The organism is Paracraurococcus lichenis, from assembly GCF_030657435.1.
Lineage (GTDB): Bacteria > Pseudomonadota > Alphaproteobacteria > Acetobacterales > Acetobacteraceae > Paracraurococcus > Paracraurococcus lichenis.
Genome location: NZ_JAUTWS010000001.1, coordinates 151,868 through 176,327, shown reverse-complemented (window position 1 = coordinate 176,327; position 24,460 = coordinate 151,868). Strand labels below are relative to the sequence as shown.

23 protein-coding genes are annotated in these 24,460 nt (G+C 72.3%); 5 read left to right on the top strand and 18 right to left on the bottom strand.

Annotation, left to right across the window (positions count from 1 at the left end; all coding sequences use genetic code 11):
- Positions 1-3: 3 nt before the first annotated feature.
- From Q7A36_RS00800 to Q7A36_RS00755, 10 genes are all read right to left on the bottom strand, one after another.
- A complete protein-coding gene (locus Q7A36_RS00800; RefSeq protein WP_305101732.1) occupies positions 4-705 on the bottom strand; it encodes an ABC transporter ATP-binding protein in 702 nt (233 codons plus the stop codon).
- Positions 705-1,448, bottom strand: coding sequence for an ABC transporter ATP-binding protein (locus Q7A36_RS00795; protein ID WP_305101731.1), 744 nt, complete (start codon positions 1,446-1,448; stop codon positions 705-707). The genes Q7A36_RS00800 and Q7A36_RS00795 overlap by 1 nt, the downstream gene beginning before the upstream one ends.
- Positions 1,435-3,282 carry an ABC transporter permease gene (locus tag Q7A36_RS00790; protein ID WP_305101730.1) on the bottom strand — a complete coding sequence of 616 codons (1,848 nt, stop codon included), beginning with the start codon at positions 3,280-3,282 and terminating at the stop codon, positions 1,435-1,437. The genes Q7A36_RS00795 and Q7A36_RS00790 overlap by 14 nt, the downstream gene beginning before the upstream one ends.
- A 10-nt stretch (positions 3,283-3,292) precedes the next feature.
- On the bottom strand, positions 3,293-4,495 hold the full coding sequence (locus tag Q7A36_RS00785; protein WP_305101729.1) for an ABC transporter substrate-binding protein: 1,203 nt from the start codon (positions 4,493-4,495) through the stop codon (positions 3,293-3,295).
- A gap of 279 nt (positions 4,496-4,774) precedes the next feature.
- Positions 4,775-5,920 (bottom strand): acyl-CoA dehydrogenase family protein, encoded by a 1,146-nt coding sequence (locus tag Q7A36_RS00780; RefSeq protein WP_305101728.1) that lies wholly within the window; start codon positions 5,918-5,920, stop codon positions 4,775-4,777.
- 7 nt (positions 5,921-5,927) lie between these two features.
- Positions 5,928-7,130 (bottom strand): acyl-CoA dehydrogenase family protein, encoded by a 1,203-nt coding sequence (locus Q7A36_RS00775; protein WP_305101727.1) that lies wholly within the window; start codon positions 7,128-7,130, stop codon positions 5,928-5,930.
- 13 nt (positions 7,131-7,143) lie between these two features.
- Positions 7,144-8,838, bottom strand: a complete 1,695-nt coding sequence (locus tag Q7A36_RS00770; RefSeq protein ID WP_305101726.1) for an AMP-binding protein — start codon at positions 8,836-8,838, stop codon at positions 7,144-7,146.
- A complete protein-coding gene (locus Q7A36_RS00765; protein WP_305101725.1) occupies positions 8,838-10,922 on the bottom strand; it encodes a 3-hydroxyacyl-CoA dehydrogenase NAD-binding domain-containing protein in 2,085 nt (694 codons plus the stop codon). The genes Q7A36_RS00770 and Q7A36_RS00765 overlap by 1 nt, the downstream gene beginning before the upstream one ends.
- 75 nt (positions 10,923-10,997) lie before the next feature.
- Positions 10,998-11,543: a chromate transporter gene (locus Q7A36_RS00760; RefSeq protein WP_305101724.1), complete on the bottom strand. Its 546-nt coding sequence runs from the start codon at positions 11,541-11,543 to the stop codon at positions 10,998-11,000.
- Positions 11,536-12,093, bottom strand: a complete 558-nt coding sequence (locus Q7A36_RS00755; RefSeq protein WP_305101723.1) for a chromate transporter — start codon at positions 12,091-12,093, stop codon at positions 11,536-11,538. Before Q7A36_RS00755 ends, Q7A36_RS00760 begins: the two co-directional genes overlap by 8 nt.
- A 138-nt stretch (positions 12,094-12,231) precedes the next feature.
- Here Q7A36_RS00755 and Q7A36_RS00750 point away from each other — a divergent pair, with 138 nt between their 5' ends.
- Both Q7A36_RS00750 and Q7A36_RS00745 read left to right on the top strand, forming a co-directional pair.
- Entirely contained in the window at positions 12,232-12,615 is a 384-nt protein-coding gene (locus tag Q7A36_RS00750) for a glycine zipper domain-containing protein (protein ID WP_305101722.1), read from the top strand.
- A gap of 194 nt (positions 12,616-12,809) precedes the next feature.
- Positions 12,810-13,775 (top strand): Bug family tripartite tricarboxylate transporter substrate binding protein, encoded by a 966-nt coding sequence (locus tag Q7A36_RS00745; RefSeq protein ID WP_305101721.1) that lies wholly within the window; start codon positions 12,810-12,812, stop codon positions 13,773-13,775.
- Positions 13,776-13,779: 4 nt separating this feature from the next.
- Here Q7A36_RS00745 and Q7A36_RS00740 read toward each other — a convergent pair whose 3' ends face one another.
- The 3 genes from Q7A36_RS00740 to Q7A36_RS00730 form a co-directional block, all read right to left on the bottom strand.
- The gene (locus Q7A36_RS00740) at positions 13,780-14,766 is read right to left on the bottom strand and encodes a Bug family tripartite tricarboxylate transporter substrate binding protein (protein WP_305101720.1); all 987 of its coding nucleotides are present in this window, start codon (positions 14,764-14,766) and stop codon (positions 13,780-13,782) included.
- A 35-nt stretch (positions 14,767-14,801) separates the two neighbouring features.
- Complete coding sequence (locus Q7A36_RS00735; RefSeq protein WP_305101719.1) at positions 14,802-15,962, bottom strand: benzoate/H(+) symporter BenE family transporter; 1,161 nt, start codon at positions 15,960-15,962, stop codon at positions 14,802-14,804.
- Between the two features lie 282 nt (positions 15,963-16,244).
- On the bottom strand, positions 16,245-17,348 hold the full coding sequence (locus Q7A36_RS00730; RefSeq protein ID WP_305101718.1) for a mandelate racemase/muconate lactonizing enzyme family protein: 1,104 nt from the start codon (positions 17,346-17,348) through the stop codon (positions 16,245-16,247).
- Between the two features lie 156 nt (positions 17,349-17,504).
- Here Q7A36_RS00730 and Q7A36_RS00725 point away from each other — a divergent pair, with 156 nt between their 5' ends.
- Together Q7A36_RS00725 and Q7A36_RS00720 are read left to right on the top strand one after the other, a co-directional pair.
- The gene (locus Q7A36_RS00725) at positions 17,505-18,734 is read left to right on the top strand and encodes an ABC transporter substrate-binding protein (RefSeq protein ID WP_305101717.1); all 1,230 of its coding nucleotides are present in this window, start codon (positions 17,505-17,507) and stop codon (positions 18,732-18,734) included.
- Between the two features lie 181 nt (positions 18,735-18,915).
- On the top strand, positions 18,916-19,890 hold the full coding sequence (locus tag Q7A36_RS00720; RefSeq protein ID WP_305101716.1) for a Bug family tripartite tricarboxylate transporter substrate binding protein: 975 nt from the start codon (positions 18,916-18,918) through the stop codon (positions 19,888-19,890).
- Here Q7A36_RS00720 and Q7A36_RS00715 read toward each other — a convergent pair whose 3' ends face one another.
- The 5 genes from Q7A36_RS00715 to Q7A36_RS00695 form a co-directional block, all read right to left on the bottom strand.
- Positions 19,891-20,349: a DUF3237 domain-containing protein gene (locus Q7A36_RS00715; RefSeq protein ID WP_305101715.1), complete on the bottom strand. Its 459-nt coding sequence runs from the start codon at positions 20,347-20,349 to the stop codon at positions 19,891-19,893.
- Between the two features lie 14 nt (positions 20,350-20,363).
- Positions 20,364-21,335: a Bug family tripartite tricarboxylate transporter substrate binding protein gene (locus Q7A36_RS00710; RefSeq protein ID WP_305101714.1), complete on the bottom strand. Its 972-nt coding sequence runs from the start codon at positions 21,333-21,335 to the stop codon at positions 20,364-20,366.
- 136 nt (positions 21,336-21,471) lie between these two features.
- Positions 21,472-21,792 carry a hypothetical protein gene (locus tag Q7A36_RS00705; RefSeq protein WP_305101713.1) on the bottom strand — a complete coding sequence of 107 codons (321 nt, stop codon included), beginning with the start codon at positions 21,790-21,792 and terminating at the stop codon, positions 21,472-21,474.
- Positions 21,789-22,904 carry a radical SAM protein gene (locus Q7A36_RS00700; protein ID WP_305101712.1) on the bottom strand — a complete coding sequence of 372 codons (1,116 nt, stop codon included), beginning with the start codon at positions 22,902-22,904 and terminating at the stop codon, positions 21,789-21,791. The genes Q7A36_RS00705 and Q7A36_RS00700 overlap by 4 nt, the downstream gene beginning before the upstream one ends.
- A gap of 54 nt (positions 22,905-22,958) precedes the next feature.
- The gene (locus Q7A36_RS00695; protein ID WP_305101711.1) at positions 22,959-23,606 is read right to left on the bottom strand and encodes a histidine phosphatase family protein; all 648 of its coding nucleotides are present in this window, start codon (positions 23,604-23,606) and stop codon (positions 22,959-22,961) included.
- A 51-nt stretch (positions 23,607-23,657) separates the two neighbouring features.
- Here Q7A36_RS00695 and Q7A36_RS00690 point away from each other — a divergent pair, with 51 nt between their 5' ends.
- Entirely contained in the window at positions 23,658-24,449 is a 792-nt protein-coding gene (locus Q7A36_RS00690) for an SDR family NAD(P)-dependent oxidoreductase (protein WP_305101710.1), read from the top strand.
- Positions 24,450-24,460 lie beyond the last annotated feature (11 nt).

Sequence of the window (24,460 nt, the reverse complement as noted above, 5' to 3'; positions counted from 1 at the left end):
CGGCTAGACCGACAGGTACTGCTCCCGCACCTCCTCCGCCGCCATCAGGTCCGGGATCGTCCCGCTCCAGCGGATGCGCCCCTTCTCGATGATGGTCGCGCGGTCGCTGACGGCGCGGGCGAAGTGCAGGTTCTGCTCCGAGAGCAGGATGGACAGGCCTTCCGCCTTCAACGCGAGGATCGCCTCCGCCATCCGCTCCACCACGACCGGCGCCAGGCCCTCGCTCGGCTCGTCCAGCAGCACCAGGCGCGGATTGCCCATCAGGGCGCGGGCGATGGTGAGCATCTGCTGCTCGCCGCCGCTCATCCGCCCGCCCGGCCGGTCCTTCATGGCGCCGAGGCTGGGGAAAAGCGCGAAGAGACGCTCCGGCGTCCAGGCGCGCATCCCGTCGGGCGCCGGCTTCCGCCCCACCTCCAGGTTCTCCATCACGGTCAGTTCGGAGAAGACCCGCCGCTCCTCCGGCACGTAGCCCAGGCCGAGGCGGGCGATCTCGAAGGGCTCGCGCCTCGCGATCTCCTGGCCGAGGAAGCGCAGGCTGCCGCCGCTCGGCGAAACGAGGCCCATGATGGCCTTCATGGTCGTGCTCTTGCCCGCGCCGTTGCGGCCGAGCAGCACGACGACCTCGCCCGCCCCGACCTCGAGCGTCACCCCGTCCAGGATATGCGCGCGGCCGTAATGCGCCGAGAGCCCGCTGACCGAGAGCATCAATGCGAGCCCCCGAGATAGACCTCGCGCACCCGCGGGTTCGCCCGCACCTCGGCCGGCGCGCCCTCGGCGATCAGCGTGCCGCGGTCCAGCACCAGCATGCGGTCGGCATGGGTGAAGACCACGTCCATGTCGTGCTCCGTGAACAGCACGGCGATGCCCCTCTCCCGCGCGATGCCGGCGGTCAGCGCCATCAGCGCCACGCGCTCCTGCGGCGCCATGCCGGCCGTCGGCTCATCCATCAGCAGCAGCTTCGGGTCGTTGGCCAGGGCGATGGCGAGTTCGACGCGCTTCAGGTCGCCATAGGCCAGGATGCCACAGGGCCGCTCCGCCTGCGCCGCCATGCCGAGGCGCGCCAGCAGCGCCTCAGCATCGGCGCGATCCAGCCGCCGCACCGGCGTCCAGAGCCCGCCGAGGCGGCGGTGGTGGGAGAGCAGCGCCATCTGCACGTTCTCCAGCACCGTCATGGAGCCGAAGGTCGCGGTGATCTGGAAGGTCCGGCCGACGCCGAGGCGCCAGACCTTCCGCGGCGCCAGGCCGGTGATGTCCCGGCCGAGCAGGCGGACGCGCCCCGCATCCGGCCGAAGTTGGCCGTTCAGCATGTTGAAGCAGGTGGACTTGCCCGCGCCGTTCGGGCCGATGAGGGCGAGCATCTCGCCGGGGCGCACCGCGAAAGAGACGCCGCGCACCGCCTGCACGCCGCCGAAGTTTTTTGCGAGTCCCTCGACCTCAAGCGTCGCCACGGCGGGCCTCCCACTGCGCGCGGGCGGCGCCGGCCAGGCCCTGCGGGAAGAACAGGACCAGGGCGATGATCACCAGGCCCAGCACCAGCCGCCAGTACTCGGTCAGGCGCACGAGTTGTTCCTGCAGGCCGGTGAAGGCGAGCGCGCCGATGATCGGGCCGCTCAAGGTCTGCACGCCGCCGAGCAGCACCATCAGCAGCGCGTCCACGCTGCGCGGGATGCCGAGGAAGGTCGGGAAGACGCTGCCCTTGGCATAGGCGAAGAGGCCGCCCGCGATGCCCGCCATGACGGCGGCCAGGGCGAAGGCCAGCCAGCGGATGCGGAAGGCATCGATACCGATCGCCTCCGCTCGCAGCGCGCTGTCCCGCTGGGCGCGCAGCGCATAGCCGAAGGGGGCGTGGATGATCCGCCGCAGCAGCAGCGTGGCGCCGAGGCAGAGCGCGAGCGTCAGGTAGTAGTAGGTGAGCTTCGGCGCCGCCCAGGCGTCCGGCCAGACGCCCAGTATGCCGTTGTCACCGCCGGTCACCTCGACCCATTGGAAGGCGACCGACCAGGCGATCTGCGCGAAGGCCAGCGTCAGCATGGCGGCATAGACGCCGGAGAGACGCACGCAGAACCAGCCGAAGACCAGGCCGAAGAGGCCGGCGGCAACGGGCGCGAGGACGAGGCCGAGTTCCATAGGCGCCGCCAGCCACTTCGTCGCCAGCGCCGCGCCATAGGCGCCGAGGCCGAAATAGGCGGCATGGCCGAAGCTCGCCATCCCGCCGGGACCCATGATGAGGTGCAGGCTGGCGGCGAAGAGGACGAGGACGGCGATCTCGGTCAAGACCGACAGCGCATAGTCGCCGGCGAAGGGCGGCAGCAGCACCGCCGCGGCGAGGGCGAGGAGGCCGAGCCAGAGCAGCGGCCGTGGCGCCGGGCGGATCACCGGCTCCGCAGCCCCAGCCCCGCCATGCGCCGGTCCCGGCGCCTTGCCCATCAGGCCATAGGGCCGCACCACCAGCACCGCCGCCATCACCAGGAAGACCAGCACCAGGGTGATCTTCGGCAGCACCAGTATGCCGAAGGCGTGCAACTCCCCGATCAGCAGCGCCGCCAGCGCCGCGCCCGTCAGGCTGCCGAGGCCGCCGACCACCACCACCACGAAGGTTTCCGTGATGATGGAGAGGTCCATGTGCAGGTTCACGCTCTCCCGCGGCAGTTGCAGCGCGCCGCCGAGTCCGGCGAGCAGGCTGCCCAGGAAGAAGACGCTGGTGAAGAGCATGCGCTGGTTGACGCCGAGCGCGCCGACCATCTCCCGGTCCTGCGTCGCGGCGCGCACCAGCGTGCCCCAGCGCGTCCCGCGGAACAGCAGCACCAGCAAGCCGAGCACGACCGGCCCGACGCCGATCAGGAACAACTCGTAATCCGGGAAGCGCAGGCCGAGGATCTCCGTGCCGCCGCGCAGCCCCGGGGCGCGCGGGCCGAGCAGGTCCTGCGCGCCCCAGGTCAGCAGCGCCAGGTCCTGCACCACCAGCACCACGCCGAAGGTGGCGAGAAGCTGGAAGAGCTCCGGCGCGCGGTAGATGCGGCGTAGCAGCAGCACCTCCACCGCCACGCCGATCAGCCCGACCAGCAGCGCCGCCGCCAGGATGCCGCCCCAGAAGCCGAGATGCCCGCGCGGCAGGGCAGTGACGAAGCTCCAGGCGATGTAGGCCCCCAGCATGTAGAAGGAGCCATGCGCGAAATTGACGATGCGGCTGACGCCGAAGATGACCGTCAGCCCGCTCGCCACCAGGAAGAGCGAGGAGGCGCTCGCCAGGCCGCTGAGGGCCTGGAGGACCAGGTTCTCCAAGGCGGGGCGGTCAGCTCTGCGGCCGCAGCGCGCGCACCACGTCGTCGGGCGGCAGGTAGCCCCTGCCATCGGCATAGCGCCAGTCCGCCATGGTGCCCTTGCCGTTGCGCAGCACGGTGCGGCCGACGAAGGCGCCCATGGTGGACTGATGGTCGATGCCGCGGAACTCCACCGGCCCGAAGACCGAGGCGAATTGCAGCCCCTGCATCGCTTCCACCATGGCCTCGGTATCGAGCGAGGGCGACTTCCGCAGCATGGCGGCGATGGCCATGACCGTGTCGTGGCCGACGACGCTGCCGAGGCGCGGATAGTCGTTCCAGCGCTTGCGATAGGCGTCGCGGAAGGCGGTGTGCTCCGGCGTGTTGATCTGCTCCCAGGGATAGCCGGTGACGATCCAGTTCTCCGGTGCCTCGTCCTGCAGCGGGTCGAGGTATTCCGGCTCGCCGGTCAGCAGGGAGACGACGCGCCGCCGCTCGAAGAGGCCGCGGGTCAGGCCCTGGCGGACGAAATTGGTCAGGTCGGCGCCGAAGGTGACGTTGAAGATCGCCTCCGGATTCGAGGCGGCCAGCGCCTGCACGGTGGCGCCGGCATCGATTCGTCCGAGCGCCGGGAACTGCTCGGCGACGAAGGTGACGTCGGGGCGCGCGCGGGTCAGCAGCTCCTTGAACCAGCGGACCGCGGACTGGCCGTATTCGTAGTTGGGCGCGACGGTCGCCCAGCGCTTCGCCGGCAGCTTCGCCGCCTCCTCCACCAGCATGGCGGACTGCATGTAGGTGCTGGCGCGCAGGCGGAAGGTGTAGCGGTTGCCGCGCGACCAGACGAGCGCATCGGTCAGCGGCTCGGAGGCCACGTAGAGCCTGCGGTTCTGGTTGGCGTAGTCGGCGATCGCCAGGCCGACATTGGAGAGGAAGCCGCCCGAGAGGAGCGCGACCTTCTCGGCATTCACCAGCTCGCCGGCCATGCGCACGGCGTCCTCCGGCTTGCCGGCATCGTCGCGGTGGATGGTCTCGATCCGGCGGCCGTTGATCCCGCCGGCGGCGTTCACCTGCTCCAGCGCCAGGGTCCAGCCATTGCGATAGGGCAGCAGGAAGGCGGGCTGGGCGGTGTAGCTGTTGATCTCGCCGATCCGGATCGGTTCGGCCTGCGCCCGCCCGATCGCCGGAATCGCCAGTGCCGCCCCGGCACCGGCCAGGGCCTGGCGGCGCCCGATCACCCAACCCGTCATATCCGCCCCCGGTCGCGTCTTTGCTGCGATGCACCCATGCAACCGCAACGCCCCGGTGCGTGCAAGACCCGAAGGGCCGTTACTTGACTTCAACGTAGCGGGGACAGGGCATTTTCGCCTCCCACCCCTGGGGGAAGAGCGTCCGCGCCTGCACGTCCCCTGGAGGACGGCATGCTGCCGCGCTCGCCCACGAGGGTGCGGCAGCGGCGCGTGGCATGTGGGGGATGACGCTCCGGCCGGCCGCGGAATGCCGGCCGGAGCCTGGGATCAGGCCGCCTGGACGAGGCCGCCGGTATTCGCCAGGAAGCGGACCCAGTAATCGGCATCGCCGAACATGGCGTCGTTCACCGTCAGCCGCTTGAAGTAGTGGCCGGCGGCATACTCCATCGTCATGGCGATGCCGCCATGCAGCTGGATCGACTGCTGTCCGACGAAGCGGGCGGAGCGGCCGATCTGCACCTTGACCGAGGCCATGTTCTTCCGCCGCTCGACCGGGTCGCGCTCCTCGACGCCCATGGCGGCGAAATAGGACATGCTGCGCGCCTGCTCGAGCTGAACGAGCATGTCCGCGGCCCGGTGCTGCAGCGCCTGGAAGCTGCCAATCGGCCGGTCGAACTGCTTGCGGGTCTTCATGTAGTCGATGGTCATGTCGTGGGCGACCTGCATGCAGCCCACGGCTTCCGCGGCGAGCGCGACGATGGTCTCGTCCACCACCTGGTCCACCAGCGGCAGCCCGTCCTCCGGGTTGCCCAGCACCGCCTCGGCGCGGGCACCGGAGAGCTCGACCTCCGCCGCGCGCTGGCCGTCCACGGTGCGGTAGCCGCGGCGGGTCACGCCGGGGCCGTTCGCATCCACCAGGAAGACGCCGATGCCCTTCGCGTCGCGCTGGCCGCCGGCGGTGCGCGCCGTGACCACCAGCTTCCCGGCGCTGTCGCCATGGATGACCATGCCCTTGCGGCCGCTGATCACCCAGCCGCTGCCGTCCTTCTTCGCGGTCGTCGTCACGTCGTTCAGGTCGTAGCGCGACTGGCGTTCGGTATGCGCGAAGGCCAGGATCAGCTCGCCGGCGGCGATCTGCGGCACAAGCTCGGCGCGGACCGAGGCCTCGGCGCCGGCGCGGAGGAAGCCGCCGCCGATGACGACGGTCGGGATCCAGGGCTCCAGCGCGATCGCCTTGCCGAGCTGCTCGGCGACCAGCATGGTCTCCACATGGCTGCCGCCGAAGCCGCCCTCGTCCTCGGCGAAGGGGAGGCCGAGCAGGCCGAGCTCGGCATATTGCGCCCAGACCTCCCGGCTCCAGCCCTCCGGCGTCTTCATGGCGGCCTTGCGCTGCTCGAAGCCGTACTTGTCGCCCAGCAGGCGGGCGACGCTGTCCTGGAGGAGGCGCTGCTCTTCCGTCAGATCGAAGTCCATTGTTCCCTCAGAGCCCCAGGAAGGCTTTCGCCATGATGTTGCGCTGGATCTCGTTGGATCCGCCGTAGATCGACTGCTTGCGCCAGTTGAAATAGACCCCCGCGAGGCCGAAGGCCCAATCGGGCGCGACGTCGATGTCGTTGCTGCCCTCCGCCTCCGGGTCGCCATCCACCCAGGCATAGGGCCCGGCCGCCCTCATCAGCAGCTCGGAGCACATCTGCTGGATCTCGGTGCCCTTGATCTTGAGGACGGAGGTGGCGGGATCCGGCTTCTTGTCCTTGCGCTTGGATTCCGTGGCGATGACGCGCATCACCGTCATCTCCAGCGCCTTCAGCTCGACCTCGATCTCCGTCACCTTGCGGGCGAAGTCGGGATCTTCCATCAGCGGACGACCACCGTCCATGCTCTCGGTGGCCGCGATGGCCTTCAGGCGGCGGATTCGCTCGCGGCTGGCGCCGACGCGCGCCTGGCCGAAGCGCTCATTGCCCAGCAGGAACTTGGCGCAGTCCCAGCCCTTGTTCTCCTCGCCGACCAGGTTCTCCACCGGCACCTTGACGTCGTCGAAGAAGACCTCGTTCACCTCGTGCCCGCCCTCGATGGTGATGATCGGGCGCACCGTGATTCCAGGGGTTTTCATGTCGCAGAGCAGGAAGGAGATGCCCTCCTGCTTCTTCGCGTTGGGATCGGTGCGGACAAGAAGAAAAATCCAGTCGGCGTGCTGCGCCAGCGTGGTCCAGGTCTTCTGACCGTTGACGATGTAATGGTCGCCCTGCTTCACCGCGCGGGTCTTGAGGCCGGCGAGGTCGGAGCCGGCGCCGGGCTCGGAGAAGCCCTGGCACCACCAGTCGTCCAGGTTCGCCATGCGCGGCAGGAAGCGCTTCTTCTGCTCCTCCGTGCCGAACTCGGCGACCACCGGCCCGCACATATTGGTATTGAAGGCGAGCGGCTGCGGCGCCGGCGCCATCTGCAATTCCTCGCGGAAGATGTAGCGCATGCCGAGCGTCCAGTCCGGCCCGCCCCATTCGCGCGGCCATTCCGGCACGGCCCAACCCTTGGCGTTCAGCTTGCGCTGCCAGTCCACCACCATCTGCTTGGTCGGCGACTTGCCGGCCAGCATGCGCTGGCGGGTCTCCTCCGGCAGTTCCCTGGCGATGAAGTCGCGGACCTCCTGCCGGAAGGCACGCTCGGCTTCGCTGAAGCGCAGTTCCATGGCGTCTCTCCGTTCAACCTACGTTGCCGATCGGCGTCACGCCGATCGTGGCGGCGCCGCGGCGCCGCTCCTCCTCGATCAATTCGAGCTTCGCCAGCTTGCCCACCGGCGTGCGCGGCAGCGCGTCGCGGATCTCGAGCGCCGCCGGCATCTCGTGCTTCCCAAGTCGGTCGGCCAGGAAGACCCGCAAGCCCTCCAGCGTGAAGGGCACCGCGCCCGGCTTCAGCGTGACAAAGGCCTTGGCCGCCTGGCCGCGATACTCATCGGCGATGCCGATCACGGCGCATTCCAGCACATCGGGGTGCTCGTGGATCGCATCCTCAATCAACCGCGGATAGACGTTGAAGCCGCCGGAGAGAATCATGTCCTTCTTACGGTCGGTCAGGACGAAATACCCGTCGGGCTCCATCCGGCCGATATCGCCGGTCAGGAAGAAGCCGTCCAGGAAGGCGCTCGCGGTCTCCTCCGGCCGGTTCCAGTAGCCCTGGAAGACATTGGGCCCGCGGATGGCGATCTCGCCGGTCTCACCGGGCGGCAGGACGCGTGTCGGGTCGTCCAGCGAGACCACGCGCATCTCGATCCCCGGCAGCGGCACGCCGATGGTCCCGCTGCGCGGCCCGGCGCCGTCCCAGTTCGGCTGGCTGGTGCCCGCCGGCGCGGTCTCCGTCATGCCCCAGCCGCCGCTGATGCGCTTGCCGGTGATGCGCTCGAAGCGCTGCGCCACTTCGGGCGGCAGCGCTGCGCCGCCCGAGGCGACGCCCTGCAGCGAGGAGAGGTCGGCCTCGTCGATCCGCGGATGGTTGGCCAGCGCGATCCACATGGTCGGCACGCCGCACATGTCGGTGGCCTTCTCGACCTCGATGTCGTGCAGCACGGCCTCGGCATCGAAGCGGGCGTGCAGCAGCATCTCGTCGCCGCGTGTCAGCGCCATCAGCAGGTCGACGGTGAAGGCGTAGATGTGGAACAGCGGCAGGACGCCGATGACCTTGCGGTGCCGCCGCGCCGCATCAGGCCCGCGGCCACCGTTCCAGGCGTCATACTGCGCGCAGGCCGCCGTCAGGTTGGCATGCGTCAGCATGGCGCCCTTGGGCAGGCCGGTGGTACCGCCGGTGTACTGCAGCAGCATCACGTCCTGCGGCCGCACCGCGGGCAGCGCCGCGGGCTCTGGCGCCCGCAGCCAGTCCTCGATCCGCAGCGCGCCTTCCGGCACGGGCGCGGAGGGCGGGCCGGCACCCCAATGCGCGTCGTCGCCGACCACCAGCACCTCCGCGAGCCCTTGCGCCCGCAGCGCGCCGGCGAGCGTCAGCAGCCCCTCATGCGCCAGCGTCACCAGCACCCGCGCGCCGCTGTCCCGCAGCTTGTGGGTGATGGTCCGCGGCGCGTCGATCGGCGAAAGCTGCGTCACGCGGATGCCGGCCAGCGCCGCGCCGAAGACCAGGCAGGGATGGAAGGCGGTATTGCCGAGCAGCAGCGCCACGCCGTCCCGTGCCGCCGGCAGCGCCAGCAACGCGCCCGCGACGCGCCGCGCCATCGCCAGCAGGTCGGCATAGGCGATGGCGGTGTCGCGGTAGCGGATCGCGATGCGCGGCCCGAACTCGGCCGCGCTGCGCTCGAGCAATCCGCCCAGCGTCCCGGTCCCGATGGCCAGGCCCCAATCGAGGCCGGGTGGGTAGACCGCCTCCCAGGGGAAGGGCCGACCGGGGCGCATCAGACCTTCGCCGGCCCCTTCAGCGTGGCGAAGCTGCCGCCCTCCTTCGCCAGTTGCTCGATCAGCGCCGTCGGCTGAAGGTTGCGGTCGCCCGTCACCTCGGCGTAGTGCGCCAGCTTGTCGCGCACCGCCTTCAGGCCCAGCCGGTCGGCGAAGAACATCGGCCCGCCGCGGAAGGCCGGCCAGCCGAAGCCGTTGACGAAGATGACGTCGATGTCGATGGGCCGGTAGGCGATGCCTTCCTCCAGGATGCGCGCGCCCTCGTTCACCATGGGCAGCAGCACGCGCTCCAGGATCTCCTGGTCCTCGATCTTCCGCCGGCGCACCTGCATCTTCTCGGCGAGGTCGAGGATGATCCGCTCGACCTCCTGCGACGGCAGGCGCTTCCGGTTCTCGTCGTAGTCGTAATAGCCCTTCGACGTCTTCTGGCCGAGGCGGCCGGCCGCGACCACGGCATCGGCGACGGGCGCCACCGTGCCGCGCGCCTTGCGCACCGCAGCCCCGATGTCGAGGCCCGCGAGGTCGCCGGTGGCGAGCGGGCCCATGGCCATGCCGTAGGACTCCATCACCCGGTCGATGTCCTGCGGCAGGCAGCCTTCCAGCAGCAGCTTCTCGATCTGCGGGCCGCGCTTGCCGGTCATGCGATTGCCGACGAAGCCGTCGCAATTGCCGACCAGCACGGGCAGCTTGCCGATACGCTTGCCGATCTCGGTCGCGGTGGCGATCGCGGCCGGGCTGGACGCCTTGCCCTTCACGTTCTCCAGCAGGCGCATCACGTTCGCCGGGCTGAAGAAATGCATCCCGACCACCAGTTCGGGCCGCTTCGTGGCCGAGGCGATCTCGTCGATGTTCAGCGTCGAGGTATTGGAGGCAAGGACCACGCCCGGCCGCGCCGCCTTGTCGAGCCGCCCGAAGACCTCCTTCTTCACCTCCATGTTCTCGAACACCGCCTCGATGACGAGGTCGGCCTCGCCGACGGCCTTCTCGAAATCGGTGGTGCCGGAGAGCAGCGCGCGGCGCTTCTCATACTCGGCTTGCGACAGGCGGCCGCTGCTGACGGTGCGCTGCCAGTTCGCCTCGCAGCGCTTCAGGCCCCTGTCCAGCGCCTCCTGGCTCGTCTCGACGATGGTCACGGGCAGGCCGAAATTCGCCGCCGACATGGCGATGCCGCCGCCCATGGTGCCGCCGCCGATGACGACCAGCCTGTTCACCGGCAGCGGCTTCGCATCCGCCGGCAGGTCGGGGATGCGCTGCGCCTCGCGCTCACCGAAGAAGATGTGCCGCAGCGCCTGGCTCTGCTCGCCCTGGACGAGGCGGGTGAACTGCTCGCGCTCGACATTCAGCCCCTCCTCGAAGGGCTGGGTGAAGGCGGCGCGGACGGCGGCGACGCAGCCGAGCGGGCTCTCCTGCCCGCGGCTGCGCGCGGTCAGCTTCTTCGCGGCCTCATCGAATTTTGCGGCGTCGAAGCCCTCGATCTTGTCCTTCCGATGCCGCGCCAGGGTGAACTGCCTGCCGGCATTCTCCCGCGCCCAGGCGACCGCGGCATGCTCGAGGTCGCCGGGCAGCACCGCATCGACGAAGCCGAGCTTCTGCGCCTCCTCCGCCGTCACCGGCTCGCCTGACACGATGATGCGCAGCGCCTCCAGCCCGATGAGCCGCGGCAGGCGCTGGGTGCCGCCGGCGCCCGGCACGAAGCCGCGCTTGACCTCGGGCAGCCCGACCTGCGCGCCCGGGGTTGCGACGCGCGCGTGGCAGGCGAGCGCAAGCTCCAGCCCGCCGCCCAGCGCATTGCCGTGGATGGCGGCGAAGACCGGCACCTTCGACTGCTCGATGGCGTCGAAGACCTCGGGCAGCGAGGGCGGCTTCCGCGGCTTGCCGAATTCCGTCATCTCGGCGCCGGCCGAGAAATTGCGGCCGTTGCCGATCAGCAGGATCGCCCGCGCGCCTTCCCGCTGCGCCGCCTGGATCCCGTCCAGCAGCCCGGCGCGCACCTCGGTGCGCAGGGTGTTCACCGGGGGATTGGCGAGGCGGAGGACATGCACGTCGCCGTCGCGGGCATGCTCGACGAATTGCTCTCCGGCCATGGGGTCTCCTCTCCGGCACATTCTTGATTGCGGGTGTGGCGTCGGGCCGCACTCTCGTCCCGCCTGCCGCTTACGTCAACCGGCGGCGCCGATCATGCCGGCCTGCTGCAGCCCGGCATAGAGCATGGCGACCACCAGCAGCACCAGATAGGGACTGGCGCCGCGGACCAGCGCCGCCGTGCAGGCCGCGAGCACCGCCAGTTCCAGCCAGCCCGCGCCATCGGCCCGCAGCAGCGTCAGCACGCCGGCGAAGATCAACCCGACCGCGATGGGCGCCAGCCCGCGCTCGATCACCTTGCGCACCGGGCTGTCGCCCTTCCGCCGCCACCAATGCCCGACCGCCAGCAGCAGGAGCGTCGAGGGGAGGTAGAGCGCCAGCGCCGCCGCCAGCGCCCCGACGAAGCCCGCCGCCTGCCACCCGACCAGCGCACAGATCAGTGAGCCGGGGCCTGGCGCGGCGCGGGAGATGGCGAAGAGGCCGACGAACTGCGCATCCGTCATCCAGCCATGCACCTCCACCGCCTGGCGTTGCATTTCGGCGAAGATGGAGGGCCCGCCGCCGAGCGAGACGAGGGAGAGCGGGGCGAAGACCAGCACCAGGGCGAGCAGGCGCTCAGGCATGTGGCGTCGCCCGCCAGGCGAGCGCGATGCTGGCCGGCACCAGCACCAGCACCACGGGGATCATCGGCAGCCGCAGCAGGCCGATGGCGGCGAAGGTCAGCCCTGCCATGGCCCAAGGCCAGGCGCCCTTCATGCGGCGCGCGGTCTTGAGGCCGACGGTGAGCGAGTTCGCCAGCCCGGCCGCGGCCACGCCCGCCAGCACCACGCCGATCCCGGCCGCGCCGCCCGCCCAGGCATAGAGCAGCGCGAGGCCGAGGATGAACAGGAAGGGCGGCCCGAGGATGCCGAGGAAGGCGCAGGCCGCGCCGGGCCAGCCCCGCAATTGCTGCCCGATATAGAGCGCGAGGTTCACGCTGTTCGGCCCGGGCAGCACCTGCCCCAACGCGATGCCGGCGAGGAAGGCCTCCTCCGACATCCAGCGGCGCTTCTCCACCACCTCCCGATGCATCCAGCCGGGCAGGCCGCCACCGAAGCTCGCCATGCCGAGGGCAGTGAAGACGCGGAGGATGTCTGCAAGCTGCGCCTGCGGCCGCTGGGGGGTCGGGAGCATGGTCATCCGCATTGCTGTCGTCGCCTTGTCCCGCGCCGGCGCGCGGCTGTCGAGGCGCCGCCCCGCGGCCGCCATCATGCCGCCGCGGGATCGTCGCGCCGCGGGCGCGTTATGGCGGCGATGACCGGAGTGACCCGCATGCGCGCTGCCCTGCTGGCCCTGCTCGCCCTGCCGCTTGCCGCCTGCGTCTATGTCCAGGAGCCGGCCTATGCGCCCTATGCCTATGCGCCGGCGGTCGGGCCGAATGCCGGCACGGGCGCCGCGCTCGGCGCCGTGGCGGGCGGGCTGATCGGCGCCACGGCCGCCGGCCGGCATGACCGCGGCGCCGGGATCGTCGGCGGCGCCGCGGCCGGCGCGCTGCTCGGCGGCCTGGTCGGCAATGGCCTGGACCGGCAGGAGGCGGAGCGGACGCCGCCGCCCTATGCCGCGCCCTACCCGGCGCAGCCCGGCGATCCCCTGCCCTATGATGCCCAGAGAACCTGGCAGGAGGAGCCGCCCGAATCCCCCTACCGACGCTGGTAGCGCGGACCCTGGCGGGCAGGCCGCATCCCGCGCATCCTGTCTCCGAGACGAACGGAGGAAGCGCCGCGCAACCGGAGTCGCGCCGGGGTCCGGGCCTGCATCCCGGCCGAGGCAGGGTCCGGCCCGCGACCTGGGGCGCATGCTCCGCGCCGCCGCAGCCGTTCGGCACAAGGCCGGATCAGGGGGAAACGACCATGCGCAGACGAGCCATCCTCGGCGCCCTTGCGGCGCTGCCCGCGACACCTGCCCTGGCGCAACCGGCCTGGCCGAACCGGCCCATCCGCATCATCGTGCCCTATCCGCCCGGCGGGCCGAACGACATCATCGCGCGGCTCTATGCTCCCGCGCTGACCGCGGCGCTCGGCCAGACCGTGCTGATCGAGAACCGCGCCGGCGGCTCCGGCGTCATCGGCACGGACTATGTGCTGAAATCGCCGCCGGATGGCTACGTCGTCGGCATCGTCGATGGCGGCTCGCTGACCATCGCGCCGCATACCCAGCCGAGCATGCCCTACCGCGTGCCGGAGGATGTCAGCTTCCTCAGCGTGGTGACGAAGGTGCCGGAGGCGCTGGTGGCGAGCCCCGCCATCGGCGCGAAGACCCTGCCGGAGCTGCTGGACCTGGCGAAGCGCCGGCCGGGGACGCTCAACATCGGCACCGCGGGCGCGGCCGGCATCAGCCACCTGACGGCGCTGCGCTTCCGCATCGAGACCGGCGCGCAGGTCGAGGTCGTGCCCTATCGCGGCGCGGCGCCGGCCGTGACGGACCTGGTCGCCGGGCAGATCCAGCTCCTCTTCGCGGACCTGCCGGTCATCCTGCCGCATATCAAGGCCGGCGCGATCACCGCCATCGCGCTGGCGGCGCGGCAGCGCAGCCCCTCGCTGCCGGAGCTGCGCACGACGGTGGAGTACGGCGTGCCGCGGCTGCTGGCGGAGAACTGGTACTGCGCCGTCGCGCCGCGCGGCCTGCCGGCGGAGATCGCCGCGACGCTCTCCGCCGCGCTGAAGACGGCGAGCGGGACGGCATCGGTGAAGGACGGACTCTTTGCCCAGGGTGCCGAGGCGGCCTGGACCACGCCGCAGGACTTCGCCGCGCTGGCCCGGCAGGAATCGGCGGACTGGCGGCAGATCGTCGGCGCCTCCGGCGTGAAGGCGGAGTAGCGCGCTATTCCGCCGTGGCGCCGGCACGCCGCACCAGCGCGCCCCAGCGTGCCTGCTCCCGCGCGATCAGGGCGGCGAAATCGCCCGGACTGTCGCTCGACACCGCCTCGGTCGCGCTCTGGGCGAAGCGGCGGCGGAGATCGGGCACGCGCAACACCTCCCGCAGCACGCCATGCCAGCGCGCGAGGATCGGCGCCGGCGTGCCGGTGGGCGCCAGCATGCCCTGCCAGGAGCTGGCGACGAAGTCGCCGTATCCGCTCTCGACCATGCTCGGCACCGCCGGCAGCGATGCGGTGCGCGCCGCCGTCGTCACGGCCAGCGCCTTCAGCCGCCCCGCCTGCACCTGGCCGAGGGCCGAGGAGAGCGTGACGAAGAGACAGTGGACATCGCCCGCGACCGCCGCCGTCACCGCCGGCCCGGCGCCGCCGGGATAAGGGACATGCACCATGTCCAGTCCGCCGCCGCCCTCGCGCAGCAACTCCATCTCCAGCCGGTTCAGGCTGCCGGCGCCGGGCGAGCCGTAGTTCACCCGGCCCGGATTGGCGCGGGCATAGGCCACCAGCCCGGCGACGCTGTCGAAGGGCGCCGCGGGATGCGCGACCAGGGCGTCCGGCGTGTCGGAGACGAGGGAGATGGCGGCGAAATCCTCGGCCGGCCGCACCTTCAGCGTGCGGGCGAAGACGCTGGGGTTCACCGCCAGGGTGCCGACATTGCCGAGGAAGAGGGTGTAGCCGTCCGGCGCGGCGCGCGCCGCGGCCTCCATGCCGACATTGCCGGCGGCGCCGGTGCGGTTCTCGATGACAATGGGCTGGCCCAGCCCCTCCTGCAGGTGCAGCTGCAGGATGCGGGCGGCGAGGTCGCTGGCGCCGCCCGGGGCGAAGGGCACGATGAGGCGCACCGGCCGGTCCGGATAGGCCTGCGCCCGTGCCAGCCCCGGCAGGGCCAGCGGCGCCGCGAGCAGCGCGCGGCGCGTCGCCATGGCCTTCGGCATGGTCGTCCTCCCCCGTCTTTGGGAGGCAGGCTGGCTCAGCCGCGGCGGCGGTGCAATGCCAGCATGGCGCCACCGGCCAGCAGCCCCCAGAAGGCGCCGCTGATGCCGAGGACCGTGAGGCCGGAGGCGGTGGTGACGAATGTGATCACCGCGGCCTCGCGGCTTGCCGGCTCGGCCAGCGCCGCCTGCAACGACGCGGCGAAGGCGCCGAGCAGGGCGAGGCCGGCGACCGCCTGGATCAGGATGGGCGGCGCGGCGCCGACAAAGGCCGTGGCGGTGCCGGCCAGCAGGCCGAAGAGGATATAGACCAGCCCCGCCCAGACCGCGGCCTGCCAGCGCCGCCGCGGGTCCGGCTCTGCCTCCGGGTTCGCGCAGAGCGCGGCGGTGATGGCGGCGAGATTCACCGCATGCCCGCCGAGCGGCGCGGCGGCGAGGGTGAAGAGGCCGGTGACGGTGAAGAGCGGCCCCGGCGCCGGCCGATAGCCGTTCACGTTCAGCACCGCCATGCCCGGGATGTTCTGCGAGGCCATGGTCACCAGGAACAGCGGCAGGGCGATGCCGAGGATCGCCGCCGGCGAGAATTCCGGCATGACCAGGATCGGCACCGGCCCGGCGGCGCCGAGCAGCCCGGCCGGCAGGTCGATGGTCAGCAGGATGGTCGCCACCATCACCAGCACCGCCGCCGGCACGGCCAGCAGCCGGTTGATCCGCGCCATGAGCGCCCAGGCGAGCACGATGGCGAGGCCGGCAACCGGCGCCTCCGCCACCGCCTTCACCGGCGCGAGGCAGAGGCCGAGCAGCACGCCCGCCAGCATGGCATTGGCGAGCGGCGCGGGAATGGCCGCAACGCCGCGGCCGAGCGGCTTCCACAGCCCCGCCAGCACGATCAGCGCCCCCGAGACCAGGAAGGCCCCGACCGCCGCCGCGAAGCCGCCCGCCGGCAGGGCGGAGGCGGCGAGCAGCGCCGCCCCGGGCGTCGACCAGGCGACGCTGACGGGCATCCGCCGCCAGAGGCTGAGGACGATGCCGCAGAGTCCCATGGCGATGGAGAGCGCCATGAGCCCGGAGGCCGCCTGGGCCGGGCTGGCGCCCATGGCGGAGAGCCCCTGCAGGACGACGGCGAAGGAGGAGGCGAAGCCGACGAAGCCGGCCAGCAGCCCGGCGGCGAGCGCCGGGACCGAAAGAGAGACAGGCATGGTCGGTCCTGTAGCAGGGCCGCGCGGGCCGCGCTGCCTCCCCCTCCCCCGGCCTGGTATGTCGGGCGAGCCGATTCAGACCTTCGCGCCCTGCGGCCCTTCGGTCATCGGCGCGCCTTGTCTGTCGGGCGAGCCGTTTCAGACCTTCGCGCCCTGCGGCCATTCGGTCATCGGCGCGCCTTGTCTGTCGGGCGAGCCGATTCAGACCTCCGGGCCATCCGGGGCACCCCACGAAGCGCCGCTTCGTGGGGACCCCTTCGGCCCTTCGGTCATCGGCGCGCCTCAGGCCGCCGCGGCGATGAGCGCCGGGTCGATCTCCAGGCCCAGCCCGGGTGCCTGCGGCACGGCGACGTATCCATCGCGCGGGATCAGCGCGGGATAGGGCGGCTGCTCGAGGTCGGCGAAGTAGTATTCCAGCGGCTCCTCCACCTCCGCCGCGGCGAGGACATGCAGCGAGGCCAGCAGGCCGGGCCCGAAATAGGGGCAGTGCGGCACCAGCGCCGCGCCATGCCGCGCCGCCAGGTCGCGCACCGCGAGCATGGCCGAGATCCCGCCGACCTTGGTCACGCTCGGCTGCACCACATCCACCGCGCCGGCCGCCAGCATGGAGCCGATGCTCTCCGGGCTGCCGAGGCACTCGCCGGCGGCGATGCCGACACCGCCCGCTGCACGCACGGCGGCAATCGAGGAAAAATCCTCGGGCGGCCAGACCGGCTCCTCCACCCAGCGGACATTCATGCCCTGCACCGCGCGGCAGAAATCCACCGCCTCCTCCACCGTGTCGTGGTGGCAGTTGATGTCGAGCATCAGCGGCACCTCGGCCGGCGCCGCCTCGCGCGCCGCGCGGATGCAGTCGAGCCTGACCTCGTGCAGCTTGATCCGCCGGTAGCCGCGCGCGATCGCCTCCGCCGTGTTGCGCGCGACCAGCGCCGGGTCGCCGTAGCGCAGCAGGCTGGCATAGGCCGGCACCCTGTCCCGCTTCGCCCCGCCCAGCAGCGCGTGCAGCGGCTTGCCCGCCGCCTTGGCCGCGATGTCCCAGAGCGCGATGTCGATGCCGGAGAGCGCGAAGGTCGCCGCGCCGTTGCGGCCGAAATTGTGGAAGCGCCGCTGCAGCCGCCGCATCAGGCCACCGATGTCGCGCGCGTCCTCACCGATGCAGACCGGCGCGATCAGTTCCGTCAGCGCCTGCCGCGTCGTGCGCACCAGGTTGAAGCCGAAGCCCTCCCCCCAGCCGATGATGCCGGCATCGGTCTCGACCCGCACCAGCAGCGTGTCGATGTCCTTGAGGTGCAGGTTGCCGCCCCGGTTCGTGCCGTGCGGCCCTGCCGGGTTGCCGTAGGTGAATTTGCTGCTCAGCACATGGCCGGTGACCGCGGTGATGCGCATGGACGTCTCCCTTCCCGGCCGGCGATCCTCGCAGGCCGGCGGTCGGCGCGGAAGACCCCTGGCGGCGCCGCCCACCGCGAGTTGCCTCCGCCCTCACGCCCCGCCTAGGATTTCCGCAACGGGTCCGCGCCAAGGTCCCGCATCGGAGGGACATCCATGACCCGCAGAAGGCTCCTCGGCACCGCCGCGGCGCTGCCGCTCTTCCGCATCCTGCCCGGCCATGCCCAAGGGGGCGGCGCTGGCCAGGTATCCGACGGCGTCGTGAAGATCGGCGTGCTCAACGACATGACGGGCGTCTTCGCCGACCAGCAGGGCATGGGCGAGGTCGTCGCGGCCCGGCTGGCGATCGAGGATGTCGGCGGCAAGGTCCTCGGCGCGCCGGTCGAGCTCGTCCATGGTGACCTGCTGAACCGCGCCGATATCGGCATGGGCATCGCCCGCCGCTGGTTCGACCAGGAGAAGGTGGACATCATCACCGGCCTCGGCAACTCCGCCGTCGCGCTGGCCGTACAGACGCTATCGAAGGAGAAGCAGAGGATCGTCATCCCCATGTCGGCCGGCACCACCGACCTGACGGGCAAGGATTGCGGCCCCTGGACGGCGCACTGGGTCTACGACAACTACTCCGCCGCCAAGGGGCCGGTGACCGCGCTGTTCCGCGGCGGCAAGACGAAGTGGTTCTTCGTCACCTCCGACTACGCCTTCGGCCATTCGCTGGAGGCGAACGCGACCGCCATCCTGAAATCCCTCGGCGGCGAGGTGACGGGCAGCGTGCGCGCGCCGCTGGGGGAGACCGACTATTCCTCCTACCTCGTGCGTGCCGCGGCCTCCGGCGCGCAGGCGGTCGGCATCTGCGCCGGCGGCGCTGATATGATCAACATCGCCAAGCAGATGGGCGAGTTCGGCCTGATCCGGCGCGGCATCGTCCCCGCGGCGCTCAACTGCTCGCTGACCAATATCCGCTCCATCGGGCTCGAGACCGGCCAGGGCATGGTCTATGCGGCCAGCTACTACTGGGACCAGAACGAGGGCACGCGCGCCTTCGCCGAACGCTTCCGAGCCCTGCACGGCCGACCGCCGACCGCCTTCCAGGCCGGCTCCTACGGCGCGGTGCTGCACTACCTGAAGGCGGTGCAGGCGGCGGGGACGGATGCGACGGCGCCGGTCATGGCGAAGATGCGGGAGATGCCGATCAACGACTTCATGACGGTGAACGGCGTGCTGCGGCCGGATGGGCGCGTGGTCCGCGACGTCCACCTGCTGCGGGTCAAGCAGCCCAGCCAGTCCAGGGGCGAATGGGACCTGCTGGAGGTCGTGGGGACGATCAGCGGCGCCGACGCCTTCCGGCCGATGGACCAGGGGGGCTGCCCGCTGGTGAAGGCATAGGGCGTGCCTGGGTGGACCCGCCCAGGCGCCGCGCTTCGTGCGATCCGGCGGCAGGCCGGACCGGTCCGGCCTTTCCCAGGGGCGCGTCACGCGCGTTGACCCTGCCGGCGCCCTCCGGTAGGTCGCGGGCAGAACGAACAGCGGCCGCGACGCGCCGCGCGCCTCCTGGGGGAACTCATCCATGACCTCGCCCATCATCGGGCGCCGCGCCGCCCTGGCCGGCGCCATCCTGCTGCCCGGCCTCGCCCGTGGCGCGCTGCCCGACCGGCCGCTGCGCATCCTCCTCGGCTTCGCCGCCGGCAGCGGGCCGGACCTGCTGGCGCGCCTGGTCGCCGATGCGCTGAAGGAGGCGCTGCCGGCCGGCGTGGTGGTGGACAACCGGCCGGGCGCGGGCGGGCTGATCGCGGCGCAGGAAGTGGCGAGGACCGCCCCGGCCGACGGCTCCACCCTGCTGCTCGGCGAGGTCGGGCAGCTTGCGATGGCGCCCAGCACCTATGCGCGGCTGCCCTACGACCCGGCCAAGGACTTCGCCGCCGTGGCGCAGCTCGCCTCGGCCGATTTCGCCTTCGTCGTGCCCGCTAGCGTGCCGGCTGACGACCTGGACGGCTATATCCGCTGGGGCAAGGGCCAGGCGCAGCTCACCATGGGCACCTTCGGCGCCGGCACCCCGGGGCATTTCGGCGCGGCGATGCTCGGCGCCGCGGCCGGGCTGGCGGTGGAGCCGGTGCATTTCCGCTCGACGGGCGATGCGGTGGGCGCGGTGCTGAACGGCACCGTGCAGGGGATGTTCGGCTCCGTCGCGGTGGCCGCGCCGCATGTGAAGGCGGGGCGGCTGAAGGCGCTGGCGGTCACCGGCCCGGTCCGCTCGCCGGTGCTGCCTGACGTGCCGACCATGGCCGAGCTCGGCCGCCCGAGCCTGAGCTTCAGCGCCTGGTTTGGCCTCGTCGCGCCGGCGGCGACGCCCGCGCCGGTGCTGGAGGCGACCGAGGCCGCGGTGCTCCGCGCCCTGGCCGCCCCGGCGCTGATCGCGCGGCTGCAGGAGGCCGGCTTCCGCCCCTCGCCCGCCGGCCGCACCGCCTTTGCCGCGCTGATGCGGGAGGAGACGGCGCGCTGGGCGGAGGTGGTGCGCGCCACGGGCTTCAAGGCGATCGAATAGCTACACCGCGTAGATCCGCACCAGCACCGCCGAGGGCTGCCGCTCCCCGAAGCCGAGGAAGAGGCTCCGGTGCAGCCAGGCATGCGCCGGCGCGGCGGTCTCGAAGACCGGCGTGGTGCGGAAATAGACGCGCTCGGGCGGCACCGGCTCGCCGCGCAGCAGCCGCGCCATGTCCTCCGGCGCCGCGTGCCGGATGCCGCGGTTGACCACATAGACCAGCGCGCCGTCGTCCAGCTTCAGCGTGTAGCGCGCGACGATCTCCGTCACGCCGTCTCCGCGGATGACCTGGTAGTCGGCGCCGCCGGGCAGGATCTCGCCGGCGAGGCGCGGGCCGGTCACGCGCCCGCCCAGGATGGGCACGATCCGCCGCTCGCCCACCGGCCCCGCGCCTATGCCGAGGGGCGGCGCGACCTCGGCCTCCACCTGCCCGACGAACTCCATCCCTGGCGTCGCGTCCATCCCCTGCGTCCTCCTCAATCCGGCCGGATATCGGCGCGGCGCACCACCTCGCCCCAGCGCTCGGTCTCGGCGGCGATGAAGCGCGCCGCCTCCTCCGGAGTGCCGCCGATGATGCGCGCGCCCGAGGCCTCGTAGCGCTCGGCCGTCTCCGGCTGCGCCAGCGTTGCCTGCAGCGCGCGGGAGAGGGCGGCGATGCGCTCCGGCGGCACCCGCGCGGGCGCGATCAGGGCATACCAGTTCTCCACCTCCAGCCCCGGCTGCCCGGCCTCGGCCATGGTCGGGACCTCCGGCAGCACCGGGGCGCGGGCGGCGGCGGCCAGGCCGAGGGCGCGGAACTTTCCTTCCCGCACATGCGGCAGCAGCACCGGCAGGTCGAGGAAGGCCATGTCCACCTCCTCCGTCAGCAGTGCGGTAACGGTCGGCGCGGCGCCGCGATAGGCGACATGGGTGATGTCGAGGCCCGCCCGCAGCTTCAGCAACTCGGCCGCGAGATGCGGCGTCCCGCCCGGGCCGGTGCTGCCGAAGGTGAGCCGGCCCGGCTGCCGCCGCGCCATGGCGAGCAGCTCGCCGAAGTCTCCCACCGCCAGTCCCGGCCGCACCACGAGCAGCGAGGGCACGCCGATCACCATCCCGACCGGCGCCAGGTCGCGCCGCGGGTCGTAGGGCAGGCTCGGCATGAGCGTGACGTTCACGGCGACCGCGCCGGTGGAGCCGAGCGCCAGGGTCAGCCCGTCCGGCGCGGACTTGGCGACGGCATCGATGCCGACCGAGCCGCCGGCGCCCGAGCGGTTCTCGACCACCATGGGCTGGCCGAGCAGCGGGCCCATGGCCTGGGCCAGGATGCGCGCCGCGGTATCCACCGGCCCGCCCGGCGGGAAGGGCACGACCAGGCGCACCGGCCGGTCCGGGAAGCCCTGCGCCCGCGCCGCCGCCGGCGCGAGCCCCAGCGCGAATGCCGCGCGCCGCGTGATCCGTCCTGCCGCCATGCGCCCTTCCCCCCGGCGCGGAGTAGAGCCGCGCGCGGGGGACGGCGCAACCGCGCCCCATGTGTCGGGTGGGCCGGGCCACCGAACGGCCTTCGACAACCTCCGCACCTCACGGTGCGCCGGTGGTCGGCGCGCGTCAGCCGGCCTGCAACGCCGCCATCTCCGCATGCACCCGCCGCGCCAGGCTGGCTGGGTCGGTCAGGCCGCGCGCCGGGCAGTCGGCGCAATGAGCATTGAGCGCGCCGGTCAGGAGCTGCCGCCGCACCTCCCTGATCGCCGCGCCGTCCAGCGCGGCATCCAGCGACTCGCCAGGCGCGAGCGTCGCGACTGCGGGGTGCCAGCAGCAGGGCGCGAGGCTGCGGTCGGCATTGAACAACACGAAGAACCAGGGGTCCGTGCAGTCACGGGTGGAGCGCGCCGCATCCGGCGCCGCGGCGTAGCGCGTCGCGGCCGTCATGCCGCGACCTCCGCCGGCAGGCCGCGCCGCGCCAGTTCCAGCCGCAGCGTGTCCAGCAGCCCGGCCTGGATGGTCAGCGTCACGCCCTTCCGCGCCGCCAGCGCCCGGCCCTCCCGCAGCACATCGGCGAAGCGGAGCAGCTCGGCATCGGGCAGGGTCGTCGCATGCTCCGGCATCTCGACGCCGGGCAGGTCGGGGTAGCGCGAGAGGTTGCAGACATCGAAGGCGCGGACGCCAGCGGCGATGCCGAAGCGGAGATAGTCGGCGAAGTCGAGCGCGACCTTATCGCTCATCACGCAGCTCCAGGCGAAGACCGGCTGCGGCAGGCCGAGCGCCTCGGCGCGCGCCCGCACCCCGTTCATGTTCAGCAGGATGTTGCCGAGGTCGACGCGCCGGCGGACGGCGCGCAGCACCTCCGGCCGGTGGGTGTCCACGCTGACCTGAATGCTGGCGATGCGGGCCATGGCGTCCAGCTCCTCCTCCCGCAGCAGGCGGGCGAAGTTGCTGATGATAGCGAGCCGGAAGCCGGCCGCGGCCAGCGCCAGGATGCGGTGGTGCCAGCCCGGGATGCCGGTGGTTTCGCCATGGCCGTTGACCACCAGCGTCTGCACCCGGCGCGCCCGCAGCGTCGCAACCAGCGCGTCGAAGTCGCCGAGGTCCATGTCCTCGCCCCGGTAGTTCGGCTGGCTGACGGCGCAATAGGTGCAGCGCAGGTTGCACTGGCGCGTCATCTCCCAGTGCAGCACGCGCGTCACCGGGCTTTCCAGCAGCGCCTCGAGATCGGCGGGCGCAGGGGCAGCGTGGCTCTCCTGCCAGGCGGCGAGGCAGGCCGCGCTCGGCCGCACCGGCGTGCCGTCGGCGAAGCGCAGCTCGAGCCGCGCCGGGTCGAAGCCGGGCGTGTCCAGGCGGAAGCGGAAGGCGTGGCGGCCCTCGCCGAGGCCGGCCGCGGCGAGGTCGGGCCGGTAGCCATCCGCCAGCACCTCGACCGGCGCCGCGCCCGGATGCCGGGCGAGGAGGCGCGCCGGCCCATCGCGCCCGCCCTCCCGCGCCCAGCCCTGGACCCAGCCATGCCGGACATCGTCGATGCAGCCGATGGAGGGCTGCGCACCCATGCCGTGTTCCCCGTCGCGGAGGCGGCAAGGAAGCCGGGGCCGGTTGCCCGAAAGCTACCGGCAATCGTGGAAGCCGCCCTCCGGCAGCGGGGCGAGGGCGAGGATGCCGAGCAGCGCGAAACGGTCCCCGCCCGGCGCGACGACCAGCGCGGCGCCTTCGGGGAAGGCGCGGCCGGCGACGGCCTCGCCCGCGACCAGGATGGCGGGCGTACGATGGCCGACCAGGACGCGGTTGCTGCCGGCCGGCACGGGGGCGCCGAGCAGCCGGCGATGCTCGGACAGCACCCAGTCCAGGCGCCCGCCGGCATAATCGTCCGCCAGCAGCCCGTCCGTGACCGTTACGCGCGCCGTGCCGAAGGCAAGCTCGGCGGTGTCGCGCGCCCGGAAGACCGGGCCGGCGAGGACCGGGACCTCGATGGGAATGCCAAGCTCGGCGATGCGGGCGCCGATGCGGACGGCCTGGGCGCGGCCCTCCGGCGCCAGGTTGCGCTGGCCGGCGCGGTCGCCGATGCGGAAGCTGCGGTCGCAAGGCTCGCCGCGCGTATCGGCATGGCGGAAGAACAGCACCAGGCCGCCGGCGCGCAGCCGCGCGACCAGCGCCTCGGCCTCCGGCGTCCCGGCCTCCACGGCGCGCAGGCGGTCCTCGGCCGCGGCGGCGAGGGGCAGCAGGAGCAGCGGCAGGGCGCGGCGGGGCAGCGTCATCGCCCTGAGCTTGCCGCAGCCGGCGCGCCGGGCCAATCAGGCAGGCAAGGAATGCGGGAGGATGCAATGACGGATGCGCTGCTGGCGGGCGACACCGCGCTGGTGACCGGGGCCGCCAACGGGATCGGGCGCGCGGTGGCCGAGGCGCTGGCGGCGGAAGGCGCGCGCGTGGTGCTGGCCGATGTCAATGCCGACCAGGGCGAGGCGGTGGCCGCGGCGCTGCGGCATGCCGGGCGCGACGCGCGATTCATCGCGACGGACCTCGCGGCGCCGGGCGCGGCGGAGACGCTCTTCACCGCGGCGCTCGGATCACTCGGCCGCCTCAGCATCCTCGTCCATTGCGCCAGCCCCCGGAGGCACGAGACCGAGACGGCGCTGGAGGTCACGCCGGAGGCCTGGCGGCGGATGGTCGCGGTGAATCTCGAGGCCGGGTTCACGCTCGGCCAGCTCGCCGGGCGGCACATGCGCGACACCGCGACGGCGGGACCGCGCGGGCGGATCGTCCTCGTCACCTCGCTGCATGCCGAGAGCCCGCGCAACCTGCCGCATTACAGCGCCAGCAAGGCCGGGCTGACCATGGTGATGAAGGAGCTCGCGCGGGCGCTCGGGCCGCACGGCATCCGGGTGAATGCCATCGCGCCGGGCGCCATCGCGGGCGGCGGCTTCCAGGCCAATCCGGAATTGGCGGCGAGGATCGCGCTCGGGCGGCTCGGCGCGCCGGAGGACGTGGCGCGCGCCGCGGTCGGGCTGCTGGCCGAGCGCTTCTCGGCCTATGTCACCGGCACCACTGTCGTGGTGGATGGCGGCCTCGCGCTGCACAACTGGATCGCGCCGCCGGCCTGAAGGAGCGCACG